The 15,156-nt window shown below is 60.6% G+C and carries 17 protein-coding genes; 8 read left to right on the plus strand and 9 right to left on the minus strand.

Going from position 1 to position 15,156, the window contains the following annotated elements; translation table 11 throughout:
• Window positions 1-56 precede the first annotated feature (56 nt).
• A complete protein-coding gene (locus KQ659_RS11880; RefSeq protein WP_216688603.1) occupies window positions 57-887 on the plus strand; it encodes a tetratricopeptide repeat protein in 831 nt (276 codons plus the stop codon).
• A 64-nt stretch (window positions 888-951) separates the two neighbouring features.
• Here KQ659_RS11880 and KQ659_RS11885 read toward each other — a convergent pair whose 3' ends face one another.
• The 3 genes from KQ659_RS11885 to xerD all read right to left on the minus strand — a co-directional run bounded on the left by KQ659_RS11885 (window position 952) and on the right by xerD (window position 5,869).
• Window positions 952-1,596 (minus strand): LolA family protein, encoded by a 645-nt coding sequence (locus KQ659_RS11885; RefSeq protein WP_168674284.1) that lies wholly within the window; start codon window positions 1,594-1,596, stop codon window positions 952-954.
• Window positions 1,597-1,808: 212 nt separating this feature from the next.
• Entirely contained in the window at window positions 1,809-4,820 is a 3,012-nt protein-coding gene (locus KQ659_RS11890) for an FtsK/SpoIIIE family DNA translocase (RefSeq protein ID WP_216688602.1), read from the minus strand.
• A gap of 149 nt (window positions 4,821-4,969) precedes the next feature.
• The gene (gene xerD / locus KQ659_RS11895) at window positions 4,970-5,869 is read right to left on the minus strand and encodes a site-specific tyrosine recombinase XerD (RefSeq protein ID WP_216688601.1); all 900 of its coding nucleotides are present in this window, start codon (window positions 5,867-5,869) and stop codon (window positions 4,970-4,972) included.
• A 173-nt stretch (window positions 5,870-6,042) separates the two neighbouring features.
• On the opposite strand from xerD, the gene aroQ reads away from it, so the two are divergent.
• The 5 genes from aroQ to KQ659_RS11920 all read left to right on the plus strand — a co-directional run bounded on the left by aroQ (window position 6,043) and on the right by KQ659_RS11920 (window position 9,913).
• Window positions 6,043-6,489, plus strand: coding sequence for a type II 3-dehydroquinate dehydratase (aroQ, locus tag KQ659_RS11900; protein WP_216688600.1), 447 nt, complete (start codon window positions 6,043-6,045; stop codon window positions 6,487-6,489).
• Window positions 6,490-6,698: 209 nt separating this feature from the next.
• Window positions 6,699-7,766: an aminotransferase class V-fold PLP-dependent enzyme gene (locus KQ659_RS11905; protein ID WP_216688599.1), complete on the plus strand. Its 1,068-nt coding sequence runs from the start codon at window positions 6,699-6,701 to the stop codon at window positions 7,764-7,766.
• A 112-nt stretch (window positions 7,767-7,878) separates the two neighbouring features.
• Window positions 7,879-8,439, plus strand: a complete 561-nt coding sequence (locus KQ659_RS11910; protein WP_168674278.1) for a MarC family protein — start codon at window positions 7,879-7,881, stop codon at window positions 8,437-8,439.
• 199 nt (window positions 8,440-8,638) lie between these two features.
• Entirely contained in the window at window positions 8,639-9,109 is a 471-nt protein-coding gene (gene rnhA, locus KQ659_RS11915; RefSeq protein ID WP_216688598.1) for a ribonuclease HI, read from the plus strand.
• Window positions 9,110-9,166: 57 nt separating this feature from the next.
• Window positions 9,167-9,913 carry a tRNA1(Val) (adenine(37)-N6)-methyltransferase gene (locus KQ659_RS11920; protein WP_216688597.1) on the plus strand — a complete coding sequence of 249 codons (747 nt, stop codon included), beginning with the start codon at window positions 9,167-9,169 and terminating at the stop codon, window positions 9,911-9,913.
• A 94-nt stretch (window positions 9,914-10,007) separates the two neighbouring features.
• Here KQ659_RS11920 and KQ659_RS11925 read toward each other — a convergent pair whose 3' ends face one another.
• The 6 genes from KQ659_RS11925 to KQ659_RS11950 all read right to left on the minus strand — a co-directional run bounded on the left by KQ659_RS11925 (window position 10,008) and on the right by KQ659_RS11950 (window position 13,602).
• Window positions 10,008-10,616 (minus strand): ATP-binding cassette domain-containing protein, encoded by a 609-nt coding sequence (locus KQ659_RS11925; RefSeq protein ID WP_216688596.1) that lies wholly within the window; start codon window positions 10,614-10,616, stop codon window positions 10,008-10,010.
• 66 nt (window positions 10,617-10,682) lie between these two features.
• Window positions 10,683-10,955, minus strand: a complete 273-nt coding sequence (locus KQ659_RS11930; protein WP_216688595.1) for a hypothetical protein — start codon at window positions 10,953-10,955, stop codon at window positions 10,683-10,685.
• Window positions 10,930-11,331: a hypothetical protein gene (locus tag KQ659_RS11935; protein ID WP_216688594.1), complete on the minus strand. Its 402-nt coding sequence runs from the start codon at window positions 11,329-11,331 to the stop codon at window positions 10,930-10,932. The genes KQ659_RS11930 and KQ659_RS11935 overlap by 26 nt, the downstream gene beginning before the upstream one ends.
• 185 nt (window positions 11,332-11,516) lie before the next feature.
• A complete protein-coding gene (tnpA, locus tag KQ659_RS11940; RefSeq protein WP_216688593.1) occupies window positions 11,517-11,945 on the minus strand; it encodes an IS200/IS605 family transposase in 429 nt (142 codons plus the stop codon).
• A 78-nt stretch (window positions 11,946-12,023) separates the two neighbouring features.
• Window positions 12,024-12,179 carry a hypothetical protein gene (locus tag KQ659_RS11945; protein WP_216688592.1) on the minus strand — a complete coding sequence of 52 codons (156 nt, stop codon included), beginning with the start codon at window positions 12,177-12,179 and terminating at the stop codon, window positions 12,024-12,026.
• A 76-nt stretch (window positions 12,180-12,255) separates the two neighbouring features.
• Window positions 12,256-13,602: a saccharopine dehydrogenase family protein gene (locus KQ659_RS11950; RefSeq protein ID WP_216688591.1), complete on the minus strand. Its 1,347-nt coding sequence runs from the start codon at window positions 13,600-13,602 to the stop codon at window positions 12,256-12,258.
• Window positions 13,603-13,926: 324 nt separating this feature from the next.
• On the opposite strand from KQ659_RS11950, the gene cdd reads away from it, so the two are divergent.
• The gene (gene cdd / locus KQ659_RS11955) at window positions 13,927-14,427 is read left to right on the plus strand and encodes a cytidine deaminase (RefSeq protein WP_216688590.1); all 501 of its coding nucleotides are present in this window, start codon (window positions 13,927-13,929) and stop codon (window positions 14,425-14,427) included.
• An 18-nt stretch (window positions 14,428-14,445) separates the two neighbouring features.
• Window positions 14,446-15,099 (plus strand): alpha/beta hydrolase, encoded by a 654-nt coding sequence (locus tag KQ659_RS11960; protein WP_216688589.1) that lies wholly within the window; start codon window positions 14,446-14,448, stop codon window positions 15,097-15,099.
• Window positions 15,100-15,156 lie beyond the last annotated feature (57 nt).

Consider the following 15,156-nt stretch of genomic DNA (forward strand, 5'->3'; position numbering starts at 1 on the left):
GCTTGGGCCTGTAAACTTACTCTGTTTACCTGTCAGACTCAACAGCCAGCACACTATTGCCCACAACCCAGAACCATCCTCTCACCAAACGCCTGATACAGCTTATCAATCGGGCGAATTTTGGGCGTTATGCATCCGCTCGGTTTATCAACGAAGTAGCAGCGCTGCTTGAAATACCCGCAAGGGAAGGTGATAGCACCGCAATGTATTGGCTGGGAATGCTCAACTGGGATGGTTGGGGCACTCCTCAGAACCGCGAACGGGCGCTCCAGTTGCTCCATGTTGCGGCGGAAGCAAGCAATCGCAAAGCCTTATTCAACTTGGGCGTTGCCTACGACAACGGATTTTCGGTTGCAGCTAACCGAATGAAAGCATTTTCCTACTTCATGGCAGCTGCGAAGCTTGGTGAGGCAGAGGCCATGCACTCGGTTGGGGACATGCTGAGCACCGGGGAAGGCATTGAGCGCAACCTGTGCAAAGCGAAATATTGGTATTTAAAGTCTGCGAAACGCGGGTTCGCTACCGCGATGTATGACATCGCATCCTGTTACCAACAAGGAAAAGGGACCAAACAAAATACCCGGTTGGCCGTGCAGTGGTTTGAAAGGGCTGTTGAACAGGGTGAAACCAAGGCTTTAACCGGGCTTGGCTATTGCTATTTCAAACTTGTTTCACCACCCAATTTTGTTCTTGCACGCGCTTACTTTGAGCAGGCCAGCGAGCTAGGCCACCCAAACGCTATTTACAACCTCGGCATAATGGCTGAAAATGGGCATGGCCAACCACAGTTATTGCCTGATGCTGTTTTCTGGTACCGGAAGGCTGCTGAACTAGGCCATGAGGGAGCATTGCTCAAACTAGCGTCATTAACAGGCGAAACTTTCTAACACACGATAAACGGCCCGCCTCTTTCGAAGCGGGCCGTTTCATAAATTATGCTATTCCTAAAAACTAGCGCAGGTCTACCACCTTCACGCCTTTGTACTTGGCCTTGTCGAAGGCAAACGTACCGGCATCAGTGGGCGGATTGGGCTTGAAGTTTCTGATGAGGAACGTGTACTGGTTGCCGTTTTTCTTAAACATCTGCCAGCTTTTCACCGAAGCATCCTTCTTGCGCACCTTTAAACGCACTTTAAACACGTCATTCTGGCGGTTTTCGGGGGCCAGCTCAATCACATCGAGCGGCTCACCGCCTTCGGTCACCTGCTGCACGTAGGTGTACTTGTAGCCCTTTTTATACATCGTATAAATCTGCGAGGGCGACATATCCTGCGAATCCGGGTCCGAATCGGAGATGTTCACCTCGTTTTCGTTCTTCAGATAGGTCCAGGTAGTTTTGCCATCGTTGATGACTTCCTGGCCGCTGATTTTGAGGCGGAATTTCTGACCGCTCACCACGATGTCGCCGTTGATGTTCTGCTTCACTTTGGCGCTGGGGTTTTCCAGCGTCTGGGTAAAGGTAGCCTGGAAGGCTTTAAGCGCCTGATATTTGGCACTCATCTGGTCGAGAATTTTACCGGCTTTGGGGTCCTGCTGGGCAGCGGCGGGCAGGGCCAGCGAAACCGCGAGGAGCAGGAAGGGGATTGATTTTTTCATTATAAATAGGGAGGTCAAGAAGCGCTTGTGCGGGGCTTGGAAAGCCTGATACGTGTTTCGTTTAACAAACGTCCGGCCAAAATCCCAATGAAGTGCCGATGAAGAGAAAAAAGTAGCATAAGCTTCAGCTTGTGCACGAGCAGAGCGAGTAAAATCGTTGAACGGCGCGGCCACCGATACTCGCTCTGCTCGTGCACAAGCTAAAGCGTATGCTACTTCATGCTGTTCAGCAATTGCTCCAGCTGGTACTCATCGGGAATGAGCACATCGCGGGCCTTGCTGCCCTCGAACGGGCCCACGATGCCGGCGTGCTGGAGCTGGTCAATCAGGCGGCCGGCCCGGTTATAGCCGAGCTTCAGCTTGCGCTGGAGCAGGCTGGTGCTGCCCTGCTGGTGCAACACGATGCAGCGGGCGGCATCCTCAAACATGGAGTCGCGCTCGGAGGGGTCCATTTCTTCGTTGCCGCTGCCGGCGTCGCCGTCGGCCCCGGCCACTTCGGGCAGCAGGTAGGCATCGGAATAGCCCTGCTGCTCGCCGATAAAGTCGCAGACGCGGTCCACCTCGGGCGTGTCGATGAAGGCGCACTGCACGCGAATCAGGTCCGAGCCGGCTGAGAAGAGCATGTCGCCCTGGCCGATGAGCTGGTCGGCCCCGCCGGTGTCGAGAATGGTGCGCGAGTCAATTTTGCTGGTCACCTTAAAGGAAATCCGGCAGGGGAAGTTGGCCTTAATGATGCCGGTAATCACGTTCACCGAGGGGCGCTGCGTGGCCACGATGAGGTGAATACCGATGGCGCGGGCCAGCTGGGCGAGGCGGGCAATGGGGGTTTCCACCTCCTTGCCGGCCGTCATCATCAGGTCGGCCAGCTCGTCAATTACCAGCACGATGAAGGGCAGGAAGCGGTGGCCTTTCTTGGGGTTGAGGCGGCGCTCGATGAACTTGGCGTTGTATTCCTTCAGGTTGCGGCAGCCGGCTTCCTTAAGCAGGTCGTAGCGCCGGTCCATCTCCATGCACAGCGAATTCAGCGTGTTCACCACCTTTTTGGTGTCGGTGATAATGGCCTCGTCGGTATCGGGCAGCTTGGCCAGGTAGTGGCGCTCAATCTTGTTGAAGATGCTCAGTTCCACCTTTTTGGGGTCAACGAGCACAAACTTCAGCGTGGCGGGGTGGCGCTTGTAGAGCAGCGAGGCCAGAATCACGTTCAACCCCACCGACTTGCCCTGGCCCGTGGCGCCGGCCATCAGCAAGTGGGGCATCTTGGCCAAATCAGCCACAAAAACCTCGTTGGTAATGGTGCGGCCGAAGGCAATGGGCAGGTCCATTTCGGTCTTGGCGAACTTCTCCGAACCCAGCACCGAGCGAATGCTCACCATCTCCTTCTTGGTGTTTGGCACCTCGATGCCAATGGTACCCTTGCCGGGAATTGGCGCGATGATACGAATACCCAACGCAGCCAGGCTCAGCGCAATATCGTCTTCCAGGGCCTTGATTTTGGAGATACGAACGCCGGCCTCGGGCACAATCTCATAGAGCGTGACCGTGGGCCCAATGGTGGCCTTGATGCTGGCGATGCTGATGCCGTAGTGGCCCAGCGTCTCCACGATGCGGTCCTTATTGGCTTCGAGCTCCTCCTTGGTTACCTGCGCTTTGGCGATGCCGTAGTCGTTGAGCAGCTCCAGCGTGGGGAACTGGAAGCGCGAGAGCTCCAGCGTGGGGTCGTAGTTGCCGGCGGGCATGGCGTCGGGGTCCTCGTCCTCATCGGCCACGGCCGCAATGTCGGCCCCGGCGTTGGGGTCGAGGTCGTCGCGGCCGGGCACGGTAATTTCAAGGGACTTCGGGACCTGGGGACCGGGGGACTTGGATGCGGGCAGCGGGACGTCGCCATCGGCCAAGTCGGCCAGCGAAAGCGGCGTGGGAATGGTGGACGCGGGTAAGCTCGGCACCACAGACAATTCCTCCTCCGCCGTGGGCATTTCGATAGAAAACGACGGGCCGGAAACAACCAATGGCAGTGCGGCGGCAGCTGTTGAGGCAGCCGAAGTAGCCGCGCTAGTAGCGGCCACAACGGCCGGGGCAACCATCGCACCGGCTACGGCCAGCGGCAGGCCCGCGCCGGGCCGGGGGGCCGGCTCGTATTCTTTTACGGGTGCCGGAGCCTCCTCTATCTCATCATCAGCATCGAACTCCAGCGCCAGACCGGTGGCCTGGGCCCCGCCAGCGGCAACCATGGCGGAGGATGTAACCGTAGCCTCTGGCGCGGCCGGGCGGGTTTTCAGGGTCATGGCGGGGGCGGCGGGCGCTACCGGGGCTACCGGCTGGACGGCAGCCGCCTGCTCGGCGGCAATTTCAGCTTCCAGCTCGGCGTCTTCGTCGGCATCGTCCTCGGTGCTGAGGCTGCGGAAACGGCCCAGGTTGAGGCTGGTAACGTTGAAGAAGAACACCACGAACGAAATCAGGGCGAAGGCCAGCAGCAGCACCGTGCCCCAGCCAATGAGGCTATCGAGCCAGGAAGCAGCTTCAAAACCCACGCCGCCACACAGGAAATCGAGTCGGTGGGCCAGCACGGGGTCGGCCCCTGGCGCAGCCAGCGACACCACCACGTAGCCCAGCAAAATGCTCAGCCAGGCCATGCTGAACAGGCCCAACGCCAGCACGTAGCTCACCGAAACCGGCGCGGTGCGGAACACAATCTTATATCCCAGAAAAAAAACGATGGGAATGAGGGCAAATGCCGCCACGCCAAACAGCTTGTAAATCAGCAGCTCGGCGGCCCAGGCCCCGAGCAGACCCAGCCAGTTGTGCGACTCGGCTCCGGCTTCCTTCACCGTCAGGGTGCTCATGGCGCCCACCACGCTCTGGTCGGCGTGGCCAGTGAATAGGAAGGACGTGAAGGCAATGGTGAGGTAGAGGCTGCCCAGCAACAGCCCGAAGCCCACGAAGAGGTGAAAGCGGCGGTCGCGCAGCAGGGGCAGCAGGTTGCCCACCCCGGGCAGGGGGCCGCGCGGGGCGCGGGGTGGCTTGGCGGGTTTCGCCGCCGGGGCCTGGGCGGCGCGGGCGGCTTTGGGCACGTTGGCAGCAGCGGGGCGGGGCTGCGGGCGAACAGCGGGGGCGGCCTCGGGAGCCGGCGCGTTGGGGCGCGGCTCGTTGCGCCGATTGGCTTTGGGCTCGTTCGGGCGGTTAGCCGAGGGGCCGGCGGGAGGGGTTTTATAACGATTATCGGCCATTCGACGGGTGCAGAAAGGTCAAATTTACACAATGCGGGCGGGATGTGAGAGAACGGGAATAGACGAATTGGGGGCAGCTGTCATCCTTCGCTGCGCTCAGGATGACACTTCCATTCCCTTATTCCCTATTCCTCGCCTCCCCCACCCCATCAACTACGCGGATGAAACTCGGTAATCACCTGCCGCAGGAAGTCCCGGTCCAGGTGGGTATAAATCTCGGTGGTAGTAATGCTGGCGTGGCCCAGCATCTCCTGCACGGCGCGCAGGTCGGCCCCGCCCTCAATCAGGTGCGTGGCGAAGGAATGGCGCAGGGTGTGCGGGCTGATAGTTTTGCGCAGGCCCGCCTGCTCGGCCAGCTTTTTGAGCGTGGTGAACACGGTGATGCGCGAGAGCGGCCGGCCACGCTGGCTCAGAAAGGCAAAGTCCTCACTACCGGGTTTGATGTCGAGATGCCCGCGCACGCCACTGAGATAGAAATTGAGCTGCTTGAGGGCCTCGCCCCCCACGGGCACCAACCGCTCCTTATTGCCCTTGCCCACCACTTTCATAAATCCCTCGTCGGCGTAGATGTTGCTCAGGCGCAGGTCGCAGAGCTCGCTCACGCGCAGGCCGGACGAGTACAGCACTTCGAGTAGGGCGCGGGTGCGCAGACCTTCATCGGTGCTCAGGTCGATGGCGGCGAGGAGCTGCTCCACCTCGGGGTAGCTGAGGGTGTCGGGCAGGTGGCGGCCGGTTTTGGGGGCTTCGAGGGTGTCAGTGGGGTCAACTTTCAGCAAGTCTTCCATGATGAGGAAGCTGAAAAACGCCTTCAGGCCCGAGAGCGTGCGGGCCTGGGAGGTGGCGCTCAGGCCCAGGCCTTGCAGGGTGCTGAGGAATTCGCGCAGTACCTCGGTGCTCACCTGGGTGGGGCCAAGATGCAGCTTTTGGATGATTAGAAACTGCTGGAGCTTGCTGATGTCGCGCACGTAGGCCTCCACCGAGTTCGGCGAGAGCGACTTTTCGAGGCGCAGGTAGCCGTCGAACTGTTTGAGGGCTTGGGGCCAGGTCATGGGTTGGGGGAAGAATTTCGGAGTTCAAAGAACGTCATGCAGAGCGCAGCGAAGCATCTTGCCCGCCACCAGCAATCCAATCGGATGAGTTAGTTATTACGGGCAAGATGCTTCGCTGCGCTCTGCATGACGTTCTTTTGTACCCCACCTCATTCCCTCACCGCCTCTCCAACATGGACATTCTCATTCTCAACGGCCCCAACCTCAACCTGCTCGGCCGCCGCGAGCCCGGCATCTACGGCAACCGCTCATTCGAAGACTTTTTCCCCGAGCTCGAAGAAGCCTTCCCGCAGCTGAAGCTCACGCAGTTCCAATCGAACCACGAAGGCGCAATTCTGGATAAGCTGCACGAAATCGGCTTCACGCACCACGGCATCGTGCTCAACGCCGGCGGCTACACGCACACCAGCATAGCCCTGGCCGATGCCGTGGCCGCCATCAACACGCCCGTGGTAGAAGTGCACCTGAGCAACCTGCACGCCCGCGAAGACTTCCGCCAGAAAAGCCTATTTGGGCGGCACTGCGCGGGCAGCATTAGCGGCTTCGGGCTGGAAAGCTACCGGCTGGCCGTGCAGTGGTTCGTAAACCAGACGCCCAAACGGGTCGGATTTCGAGTGTAGGCCGAGCCACTGATGCAGCGGATTCAGCCGATTAGTCGGATTCGGTGGGTGACGCTGCCTGGTGGAGTACTTCCGGCCATTTATTGATGGGGCGAAAGGATGACGGCAGCGATGAATAAACGGCCGTGCAATACGACCTTTGCCGCGACCGTTCCCCCAGGAGCCGTCCCCAAAATCCGATAAATCCGATAAATCCGCGGTTCAGATAAATGTATACTTTCAATCCCGGGCCTTCGGCCGTATATCCCGCCGTTCGGCAGTACCTCACCGATGCATTTGACGAGGGCTGGCTCTCGGCCCCGCACCGCTCCGAAAAGGTGACCGCCCTGGTGCGCCAGACCGTGACCGACCTCAAAACCAAGCTCAACGTGCCGCAGGACTATACCGTCCTGTTCACCGGCTCGGCTACCGAGTGCTGGGAAATTCTGGCCCAGAGCCTCACCCCGCGCCGCTCGTTACACATCTACAACGGCGACTTCGGCGAGAAGTGGTATAAGTACGCCAAGGCCATTCGGCCGGCCAGTACGGGCCTGAGCTTCGGGCTCGATGAGCTGCCCGACATTGCCAGCCTACCCTTCGCCCCCGACGATACCGACCTGGTGTGCATCACCCAGAACGAAACCAGCACCGCCACCCAGCTCCGCGAAGGCTTCATCCTGAACCTGTACAACCGCCTCGGCGGGGCCCTGCTGGCCGTGGATGCCACCAGCTCGCTGGCCGGCCTGAACCTGAAGTACATCAAAGCCGACATCTGGTACGGCTCGGTGCAGAAGTGCTTCGGACTGCCCGCCGGGCTGGGCGTGATGATTTTGTCGCCCCGCGCCGTGGCCCAGGCCAAGCTGGTGAACGACCGCAGCCACTACAACGGCCTACCCGCCATGCTGAGCCAGATGCTCAACCACCAAACCAACTACACGCCCAACGTGCTGGGCATCTACCTCCTGAGCCGCGTGCTGGCCGACCGCGAGCCCATCAAAACCGTGCACCAGCACCTCGCCGACCGCGCCGAAAAGCTCTACGCTTTCTTCGAGCAGGCCACCCCGCTCACGCCCCTCATCAACAACTACGAAACCCGCTCCACCACCGTCATCGGCCTGCGCGGCGATGCCGGATTAATTGATGCAATCAAAGCCAAAGCCCGGGAAGCCGGCCTGCAGCTGGGCAGCGGCTACGGCCCGCTCAAAAACACCACCATCCGCATCGCCAACTTCCCCGCTGTGCCCGATGCCGCCATGGAGGCGCTGGTGCAGTTCTTCGCCAAAGAGTTTCCGGGATAATGCGCCGTAGGGTGCGGGGCTTGCCCCCGCCCGCCGCCCGCGCCGCGCCAACGATTTGGTTCAACGGCGGGCGGGGGCAAGCCCCGCACCCTACCCTTAAGTCCTTCTCCGTATGCTCAATCTCCAGCAAATATTCTCCGTCACGCTCACACTCTTCGCCGTGATTGACATTATCGGCTCCATTCCCATTATTATTCAGATTCGGCAGCGCGAGGGACAGATTAAAGCCGAGCTGGCTACCATTGTAGCCGGCTGTCTGATGGTGGCGTTTCTCTTTCTGGGCCAGAGCATTCTGCATCTTTTTGGGGTCGATAACGAAAGCTTTGCGCTGGCCGGCGCGGTCATCATCTTCCTCATCGGGCTCGAGATGATTCTCGGCGTCGAGCTTTTCAAGTCCGACCTCACGGCCAGCACCGGCTCCATTGTGCCGCTGGCGTTTCCGCTCATCACCGGGGCCGGCACCATGACCACGCTACTCTCGCTCCGCGCCGCATACACGCTGCCCAACATCCTGGTCGGCATTATGCTCAACCTCGTGTTCGTGTACGCCGTGCTCAAAACCAGCCCCTGGATTGAGCGCAAGCTCGGCAAAGCCGGCGAGGACGTGCTGCGCCGCGTGTTCGGCGTGATTCTGCTGGCCATTGCCATCAAGCTGTTTAAAGCTAATTTTTAAATTAGATGTAAAAAATATGGAAATGTGGTAGATGTGATAATGAAGTTGTTTAGAAAGTCACAAAAGGTACTCAAACGGTCATGCTTCGCTGCGCGCTGCATGACCGTTCGGGGACTTTCTAAACAACTCCAATGGAAACCTTCCGTAGTCGCTGCATTTTCACATTTCGCATATTCGTCACATTTCTCACATCATCCCCTTGATTCACCTGTTCACCGACGGCTCGGCACGCGGCAACCCCGGCCCGGGCGGCTACGGCGCCATTTTGCGCTACGGCCCGCACGAAAAAGAGCTCACCCAGGGCTTCCGCCACACCACCAACAACCGCATGGAGCTGCTGGCCGTGATAGTCGGCCTCGAAGCCGTGACCCGCCCCGACCTGCCCATCCGCGTCGTCTCCGACTCCAAATACGTGGTCGATTCCGTGGAAAAAAAGTGGGTTTTCGGCTGGGAGAAAAAAGCCGATTTCGGTAAAAAAGCCAACGAGGACCTGTGGCGTCGCTTCCTGCGCATCTACAAGCAGCGCAAAGTCACCTTCCACTGGATAAAAGGCCACGCCGGCCACGCCGAAAATGAGCGCTGCGACGTGCTGGCCGTGCAAAGCGCCCTGGGCAAAGGCCTGCTGGTGGATGAAGGGTATGAGAAAGGAGTTTTGAATGCTGGGGGTTGAATGTTGAGTTAAAAAGTATCAATCAACCCTCAACATTTAAAAATCAACACTTCCAAGTTGCCCAACGACTACTTCCAGTTCCAGCAGTTCCGCATCGAGCAAAGCGCCTGCGCCATGAAGGTGAGCACCGATGCCTGCCTGCTCGGCGCGGCCGCCGACCTCACCGGGGCCACGCGCCTGCTCGATATCGGCACGGGCACCGGTCTACTGGCCCTCATGGCCGCCCAGCGCCACGCTACCGTCGCAATCGAAGCGGTAGAGATTGATGCCGCCGCCGCCGCTCAGGCAGCGGCCAATGCGGCAGCCTGCCCGTGGGCCGGGCGCATTCGGGTGCGGGCGCTAAGCCTGGCTGAGTACACGGCGACGGCCCCTACCCCGTTGGCTGACGCCGACTTTCAGTTCAGTCACATTATCTGCAACCCGCCGTTTTTTCGGCAGTCGCTGCGCTCGCCCAATGCGGCGCGCACCACCGCGCGCCACGAAGATGCCGGTTCGCTTTCCTTTGCAGCACTAGCGGCTTTCGCGGCGAATTTTCTGGCCGTGGCTGGTTTACTCACGGTGCTTCTGCCACCACCCGAAATGCGGGCATTTGAGGCCGTTGCGGCGCAAGTCGGACTATATCCGGCTACGCGGCTGGTGGTACGGCATCGGCCCGGCAGCCGGCCACTGCGGCACATCACAGGTTTCCGGCCAGGGGCATCAGCAACACACGAAACCGAGCTAACGATTCGGACAGCGGAGAATGAGACAGAATACTCGGCCGCGTTCGAGGCATTGCTGGCCGGGTTTTACCTGGCGCTGTAGCCCCCTGTGCTACAACGGGCTACACCAGCCCCGCCAGCAGGCCCAGCTTCTCACGGTGCAGGCTATCGAGCAGGTCGGCCTCCAGCATACCGAATTACGCCGCCAGATAATGGCGCTGTACACGCCCATCCACCAGCACCGAGATTTCATTGCAGGTTTCGGTGAGCGCACCCAGGATGTGCGAGGTGAGCAGCATGCCCGTACCCCGGTCGCGCAGCCGCTTCAGGATTTCCTTCAGCAGCAGGTTGGCTTCCAAGTCGAGGCCGTTGAAGGGCTCATCGAGAATGAGGTAGCTGAACTGCTGCACCAGCAGGGCCAGCTTCTTGCGCATGCCGGCCGAATGTTCGTCGGCATACTGGTCGAGGGGCAGCTCCAGGATTTGGTTCCAACCCGCAAAATCCATGATGGCGCGGCCCCGAGCCTGCAGGCAGAATTCCAGATACTCGCGCCCGGTGAGGCACGGGCAGAAATACGGCTCGTAAGGCAGCAGCCCGCAATGCTCGCGCACAGCCGCCCCGGCTGTATCGCGGATGGTACCGGCAAAGTCGTTTTCCAGCCCATAAAGGCAATTGATAAGCGTAGTCTTTCCCGCACCATTGGCTCCTACCAGCCCGTGAATAGTGCCGGGAAGCAGGTTCAGGCTCACATCGTGCAGCACAACGTGCGGGCCGTAAGCCTTGCGCAGATTAAGAATTTCAAGCATACTGTGAGTCAATTAAGAGTCCGGATTTAAGAGTTGAGAGGGGAAAGGGAAAGACTCATTCCAACTTTATCTCCTAACTCTCAACTCCCCCAACACTGCCCGCAGCCGCCGCTGGCTCTGCCAGATTAAGCCGCCCACCGCTACCAGCAGCAGCACCGGGTACACCGGATGCGCCATCAGGGTGAGCGCTACGCCCACCACCAGCGCCTGCGTGGTGCGGATGTGCACGGCATTGGGGTAGAACGCATACTTGGTAAGAATGAGCAGCGCTACCAGCGCCAGCCAGAACGCGGCCACGGCCACGGCCCCGCCCCTACCGGCCGGCCCCGCTGCCAGCAACCAGAAAAACGGGGCGGCCGAGAGCGGCCGCGTAGCCCACGCCCAGCCCCAGCCGCCGCCGCAGAAACTGCTTTGGCGTGCGCGTTGCCAGCACCAGCATCGTCACCGGCTCGGGAGTGCCGGACAGGCCAGCAAAATAAATAGCCACCCCACCAGGGCCACGCCCGCCCGCCCCCCCGGCCCGCAGCCCGCTCACCCATTCAAACGCTTCGCTCCGAAACAGGCTGCGGGCGCGGTGCCGCACGCGCTGGCTTTCGCGGCGCGCGGGCAGCCACGCCGCCAGGCAGGACAGGGCCAGCGTGAGCATGGCCGCGCCCCAGTCGTGAAAGCTGGCCAGGGCCCCTGCTACGGGCAGTACCAGCAGCAGGTATTCCACGGCCAGCCAGCGCCGGAAGCGCGGCGCGCTGGTGGCCAGAAAACGCCAATCGGCCCGCTGCCGGTGGGCCGATGCCAGCAGCAGGAAACTAAACGACTATGGACTGTAAGTCCATAGGTTTGGATTGCGAATGAAATTCGCGGGTTTCGGCTCAAGCCGACTGAAAGACAACCACTGTAAGTGGGCTATTCCAGAATGAAATTCTCGTCCCCATTGGGCTGGTCCTTGTGATGATTCAAATACGCTTCGAGTAGCTCGTCTGTGATGTTACCGACACTCCAGGCCCCGTAGCCAATGCCCCAGAAATGACCGCCCCAATACCGCCGCTTCAACTCGGGAAACTCTTGCAAGAGCAACTTGGCGCTGCGTCCCTTCAAGCGACGCATTAATTCGATCACAGCCAAGGCGGGCGGATACGAGACGTGCAAATGGATATGGTCTTTGCTCACTACCCCTTTCAAGATGCCCACATCCAGCGTGTTACACGTATGACGCAGCAAGTCCCGGCAGCGCAGTTGCACATCCCCCGTCAGCACCTGGTAGCGATATTTTGTGCTCCACACCAGATGCACTTCCAGCTTGTGAACCGAATGGCTGCCTGTTCGCTGCTTCATCTCACAAAGGTACCCGACGCCTGGAAGTGAGTAGCAACTAAAGTCTTGCCCTAAAGGGCATAGCTTTAACTAGCGTGCTTAAAAAGTCAAAAAAGGCACCGCCCACTGGCCCGCCGGGTGCGTGCCGGCCAGCACCAGCCCACGGCCCACGGCCGCCAGCAGCACCGGGGCCAGCAGCGCCAGCCGCAGCCCGCTAACTTCGCGCAGCAGCCGGAGCAGCAGCGTGAGGCGCATTTTCAAATAAGCCCGGAGTGCCTTCATGCCGCGCCCCAACGCCCTATTACGGCCGCGTATTGTCCGGCCGCTCCCACTATGCTTCTTCTTCGTGGAAGCGGATGCCGTAATCGGCGGCCAGCTCGTCCAGAATGGGCTCGTGTAAGTCGGCTCCCACCGGAATCAGCACGCCGCGCTGGGGCACTTCGCCGCGCAGCAGGCGGCGCACGGCCATGCCCAGGGGCAGGCCCACGGTTTTGGCCATGCCGGTATGGGTGGCGTCGTCGCCCTCCACGGCCAGCGACGACGTGAGGCGGTGCGTGGTGCCGTTCAGCTCAAACTCGAAGAGGTGCTGCATCACAATCAGGTCCTGGTCGTGAGGTTGCAGCTGCCACTTTTCGGCCAGCAGGCGCTCCAGCAATTGGGCCGGCGTGGCGTGAGCATGGCCCACGGGCCGGTCCGAAAACAAGCCCAGCCAGTGCAGGCGGCCCATTTCTTCGCCGGTGGGGTTCAGGCCAAGGTAGGCCGCCACCCGCGCCGCCAGGTCGAGGTGCAAAATGAGTGATGCGGGTAGATAGGCCACCACCAGCTCGGCCCAGGTCATGGTGGCGGGGTTGTCGAGGTTCACCGAGTCATCGGTCAGGCCGAGGCGCACGAGGGCTTGCCAGGCGGCGCAGTAGCCCGGCCGCCGCAGCGTACCGCGCAGGATGGTCGGAATATCCTCCAGCCCATACGGCGCGCGGTAGCTCAGCGAATCCCGGTTGGCGTAGCCTTCAAACTCGCCGTATTCGGGCAATGTCAACGTCTCAATCCGACTAAAAAGCTGCTGGTACGGGATGAAGCGCGGCAACCCGTTCTCTAGAAATTTAGCCGTACTCTGGCCCGCCAGCACCACGTTGCGCGGGTTCCAGGTGAACTTGTATTTCCAGGGATTATCGCCCTCCGCCGCCGGAGCCAGCAGGCCCCCGCAATAGCTTTTGAAGCTGGTAATGACCCCGCCCCGCCCCCGGATGTGCGCAATGGCCCGCATCGCCGACATGTGGTCGAGGCCGGGGTCCAGGCCGCACTCCATGAGCAGCGTCACGCCGGCGGCCTCAGCCTCGTCGTGCAGCGCTCGAATCTCAGGGCTCACGTAGCTGGCCGTGGCCAAGTGGCGGCCCTGGCGCACGCAGGCCCGTGCCACCACTGGGTGCAGGGCGGCCGGCAGCATCGAAATCACGGCATCGGCCTGGCTCACCAGCTCCTCTAGCTGGGCCTCATTGGCCAGGTCGAAGGGTACGGCGCGGGCGTACTCGGTGTGGGCCGCCAGCACCGGCACCAGATGCGCCGGGTTCACGTCGGCCACGGTCAGATACCAGTTTTCGGTAGGCGCGTGGCGCAATAAGTACTGGATAAGGGACGAGGCCGAGCGGCCGGCCCCAAGGAGCAAAAGGCGGGAAGTCATGCGGCAAAAGTAGAACGCTGCGCTTAATGAGGGATGAGGCATTGCCGCTGGCCGCAGTTTAGCGCGCAGCGCGTAACTGCTGGCTAACCCGTAACGCGAGTTTGCAACTCGCTGCCTCAAAGCGGCAATCCCGGTAGGCGAGTCGCAAACTAGCATCACCAATCAGCCAGCAGTTACGCGCTGCGCGCTAAACTGCAGCCAACGGCAAGTGCGGCCCGGAACCACGCCAAATCAGAATCTGCAAAAAATTCATTCCCATTTCTCAATTATTAATTCTTCATTAAGCCCAACGTATTACCTTCGCCGCCCCCTAATCCCATCCACATGGCCCGCAATTCCCGCCAGCAGCTTATTACCTTCGAAGAGCTGGACGCCGCTACCGACCTCACGCCCGCCGAGCAAACCACCTGGCAGGCCGCCCGCGATGCCACCACGCACGCCTACGCGCCTTATTCCGGCTTCCACGTTGGGGCCGCGCTGCTCCTCGCCGATGGCACCATTTTCACGGGCACCAACCAGGAAAACGCCGCCTACCCCTCCGGCCTGTGCGCCGAGCGCACGGCTTTGTTTGGCCTCGCCGCCGCGCAGCCCGGCCACGCGCCCATTGTGGGCATGGCCGTGGCTGCCCGCCCCAATCACGGCGATTTTGGCCCCGCCATGCCCTGCGGGGCTTGCCGCCAAGTGATGCTGGAATACGAAACGCGCCAGGGCCAGCCCATTCCGCTGCTGCTCCCCAGTCGCGATGGCACTATTCTGCGCTTCAGCGCCCTCAGCGCCCTCATGCCCTTCTGCTTCTCGGCCGATGACCTGCCGCCCGCCGGGTAGCCGGCCCCCTCGGTCTTTATGGAACACCACCTCACCGTTGCCCGCACGGCCCGCTACCAGCAGCTGGGCAAATTATCGACCCAAACGCGCCATGTGTGGTTTGTCTGCCACGGCTACGGGCAGCTGGCCGCGTACTTTATCCGGCACTTTGCTTTTTTAGTCGAAGCCGACCCCAGCACCGTCATCATCGCGCCCGAGGGTCTGTCCCGCTTCTACCTCAGCGGCAACGGCGGCCGCATGGGCGCCAGCTGGATGACCCGCGACGACCGCCTACACGAAATCAACGACCACATCGGCTTCCTCAACCAGCTGGCCGAAAGGGTACTCGCTGAGTGCCCACCCTATGTGCAAGTTACCGTGCTGGGCTTTTCCCAAGGCACCGCCACGGTCAGCCGCTGGCTGACGCAAGCGCGTTTCAGACCCGCTCACCTTGTCCTATGGGCCGGCAGCTTTCCCGATGATATAGATGCCACCGTGGCACAAAGCCTCCTGCACGCCCTTAAGCTAACTATTGTTATCGGTTCTGATGACGAATACATCACCCTCACCCAGGCAGAACAGCAGTTCCAATATCTTGAACAATTCGCCGCTTTAACGCACCTCGTCACATTCCCCGGCAAACACGAATTGAACCGAGCCATCCTGAAAAAGCTGGCTGTTTCAGAGCAATAAAAAAGCCCCGCAAGCTACGCTTTAACGCAGCCAGCGGGGCTCGTTTGTTCAAAACAA

It is taken from the genome of Hymenobacter siberiensis (assembly GCF_018967865.2).
GTDB classification, from domain to species: domain Bacteria; phylum Bacteroidota; class Bacteroidia; order Cytophagales; family Hymenobacteraceae; genus Hymenobacter; species Hymenobacter siberiensis.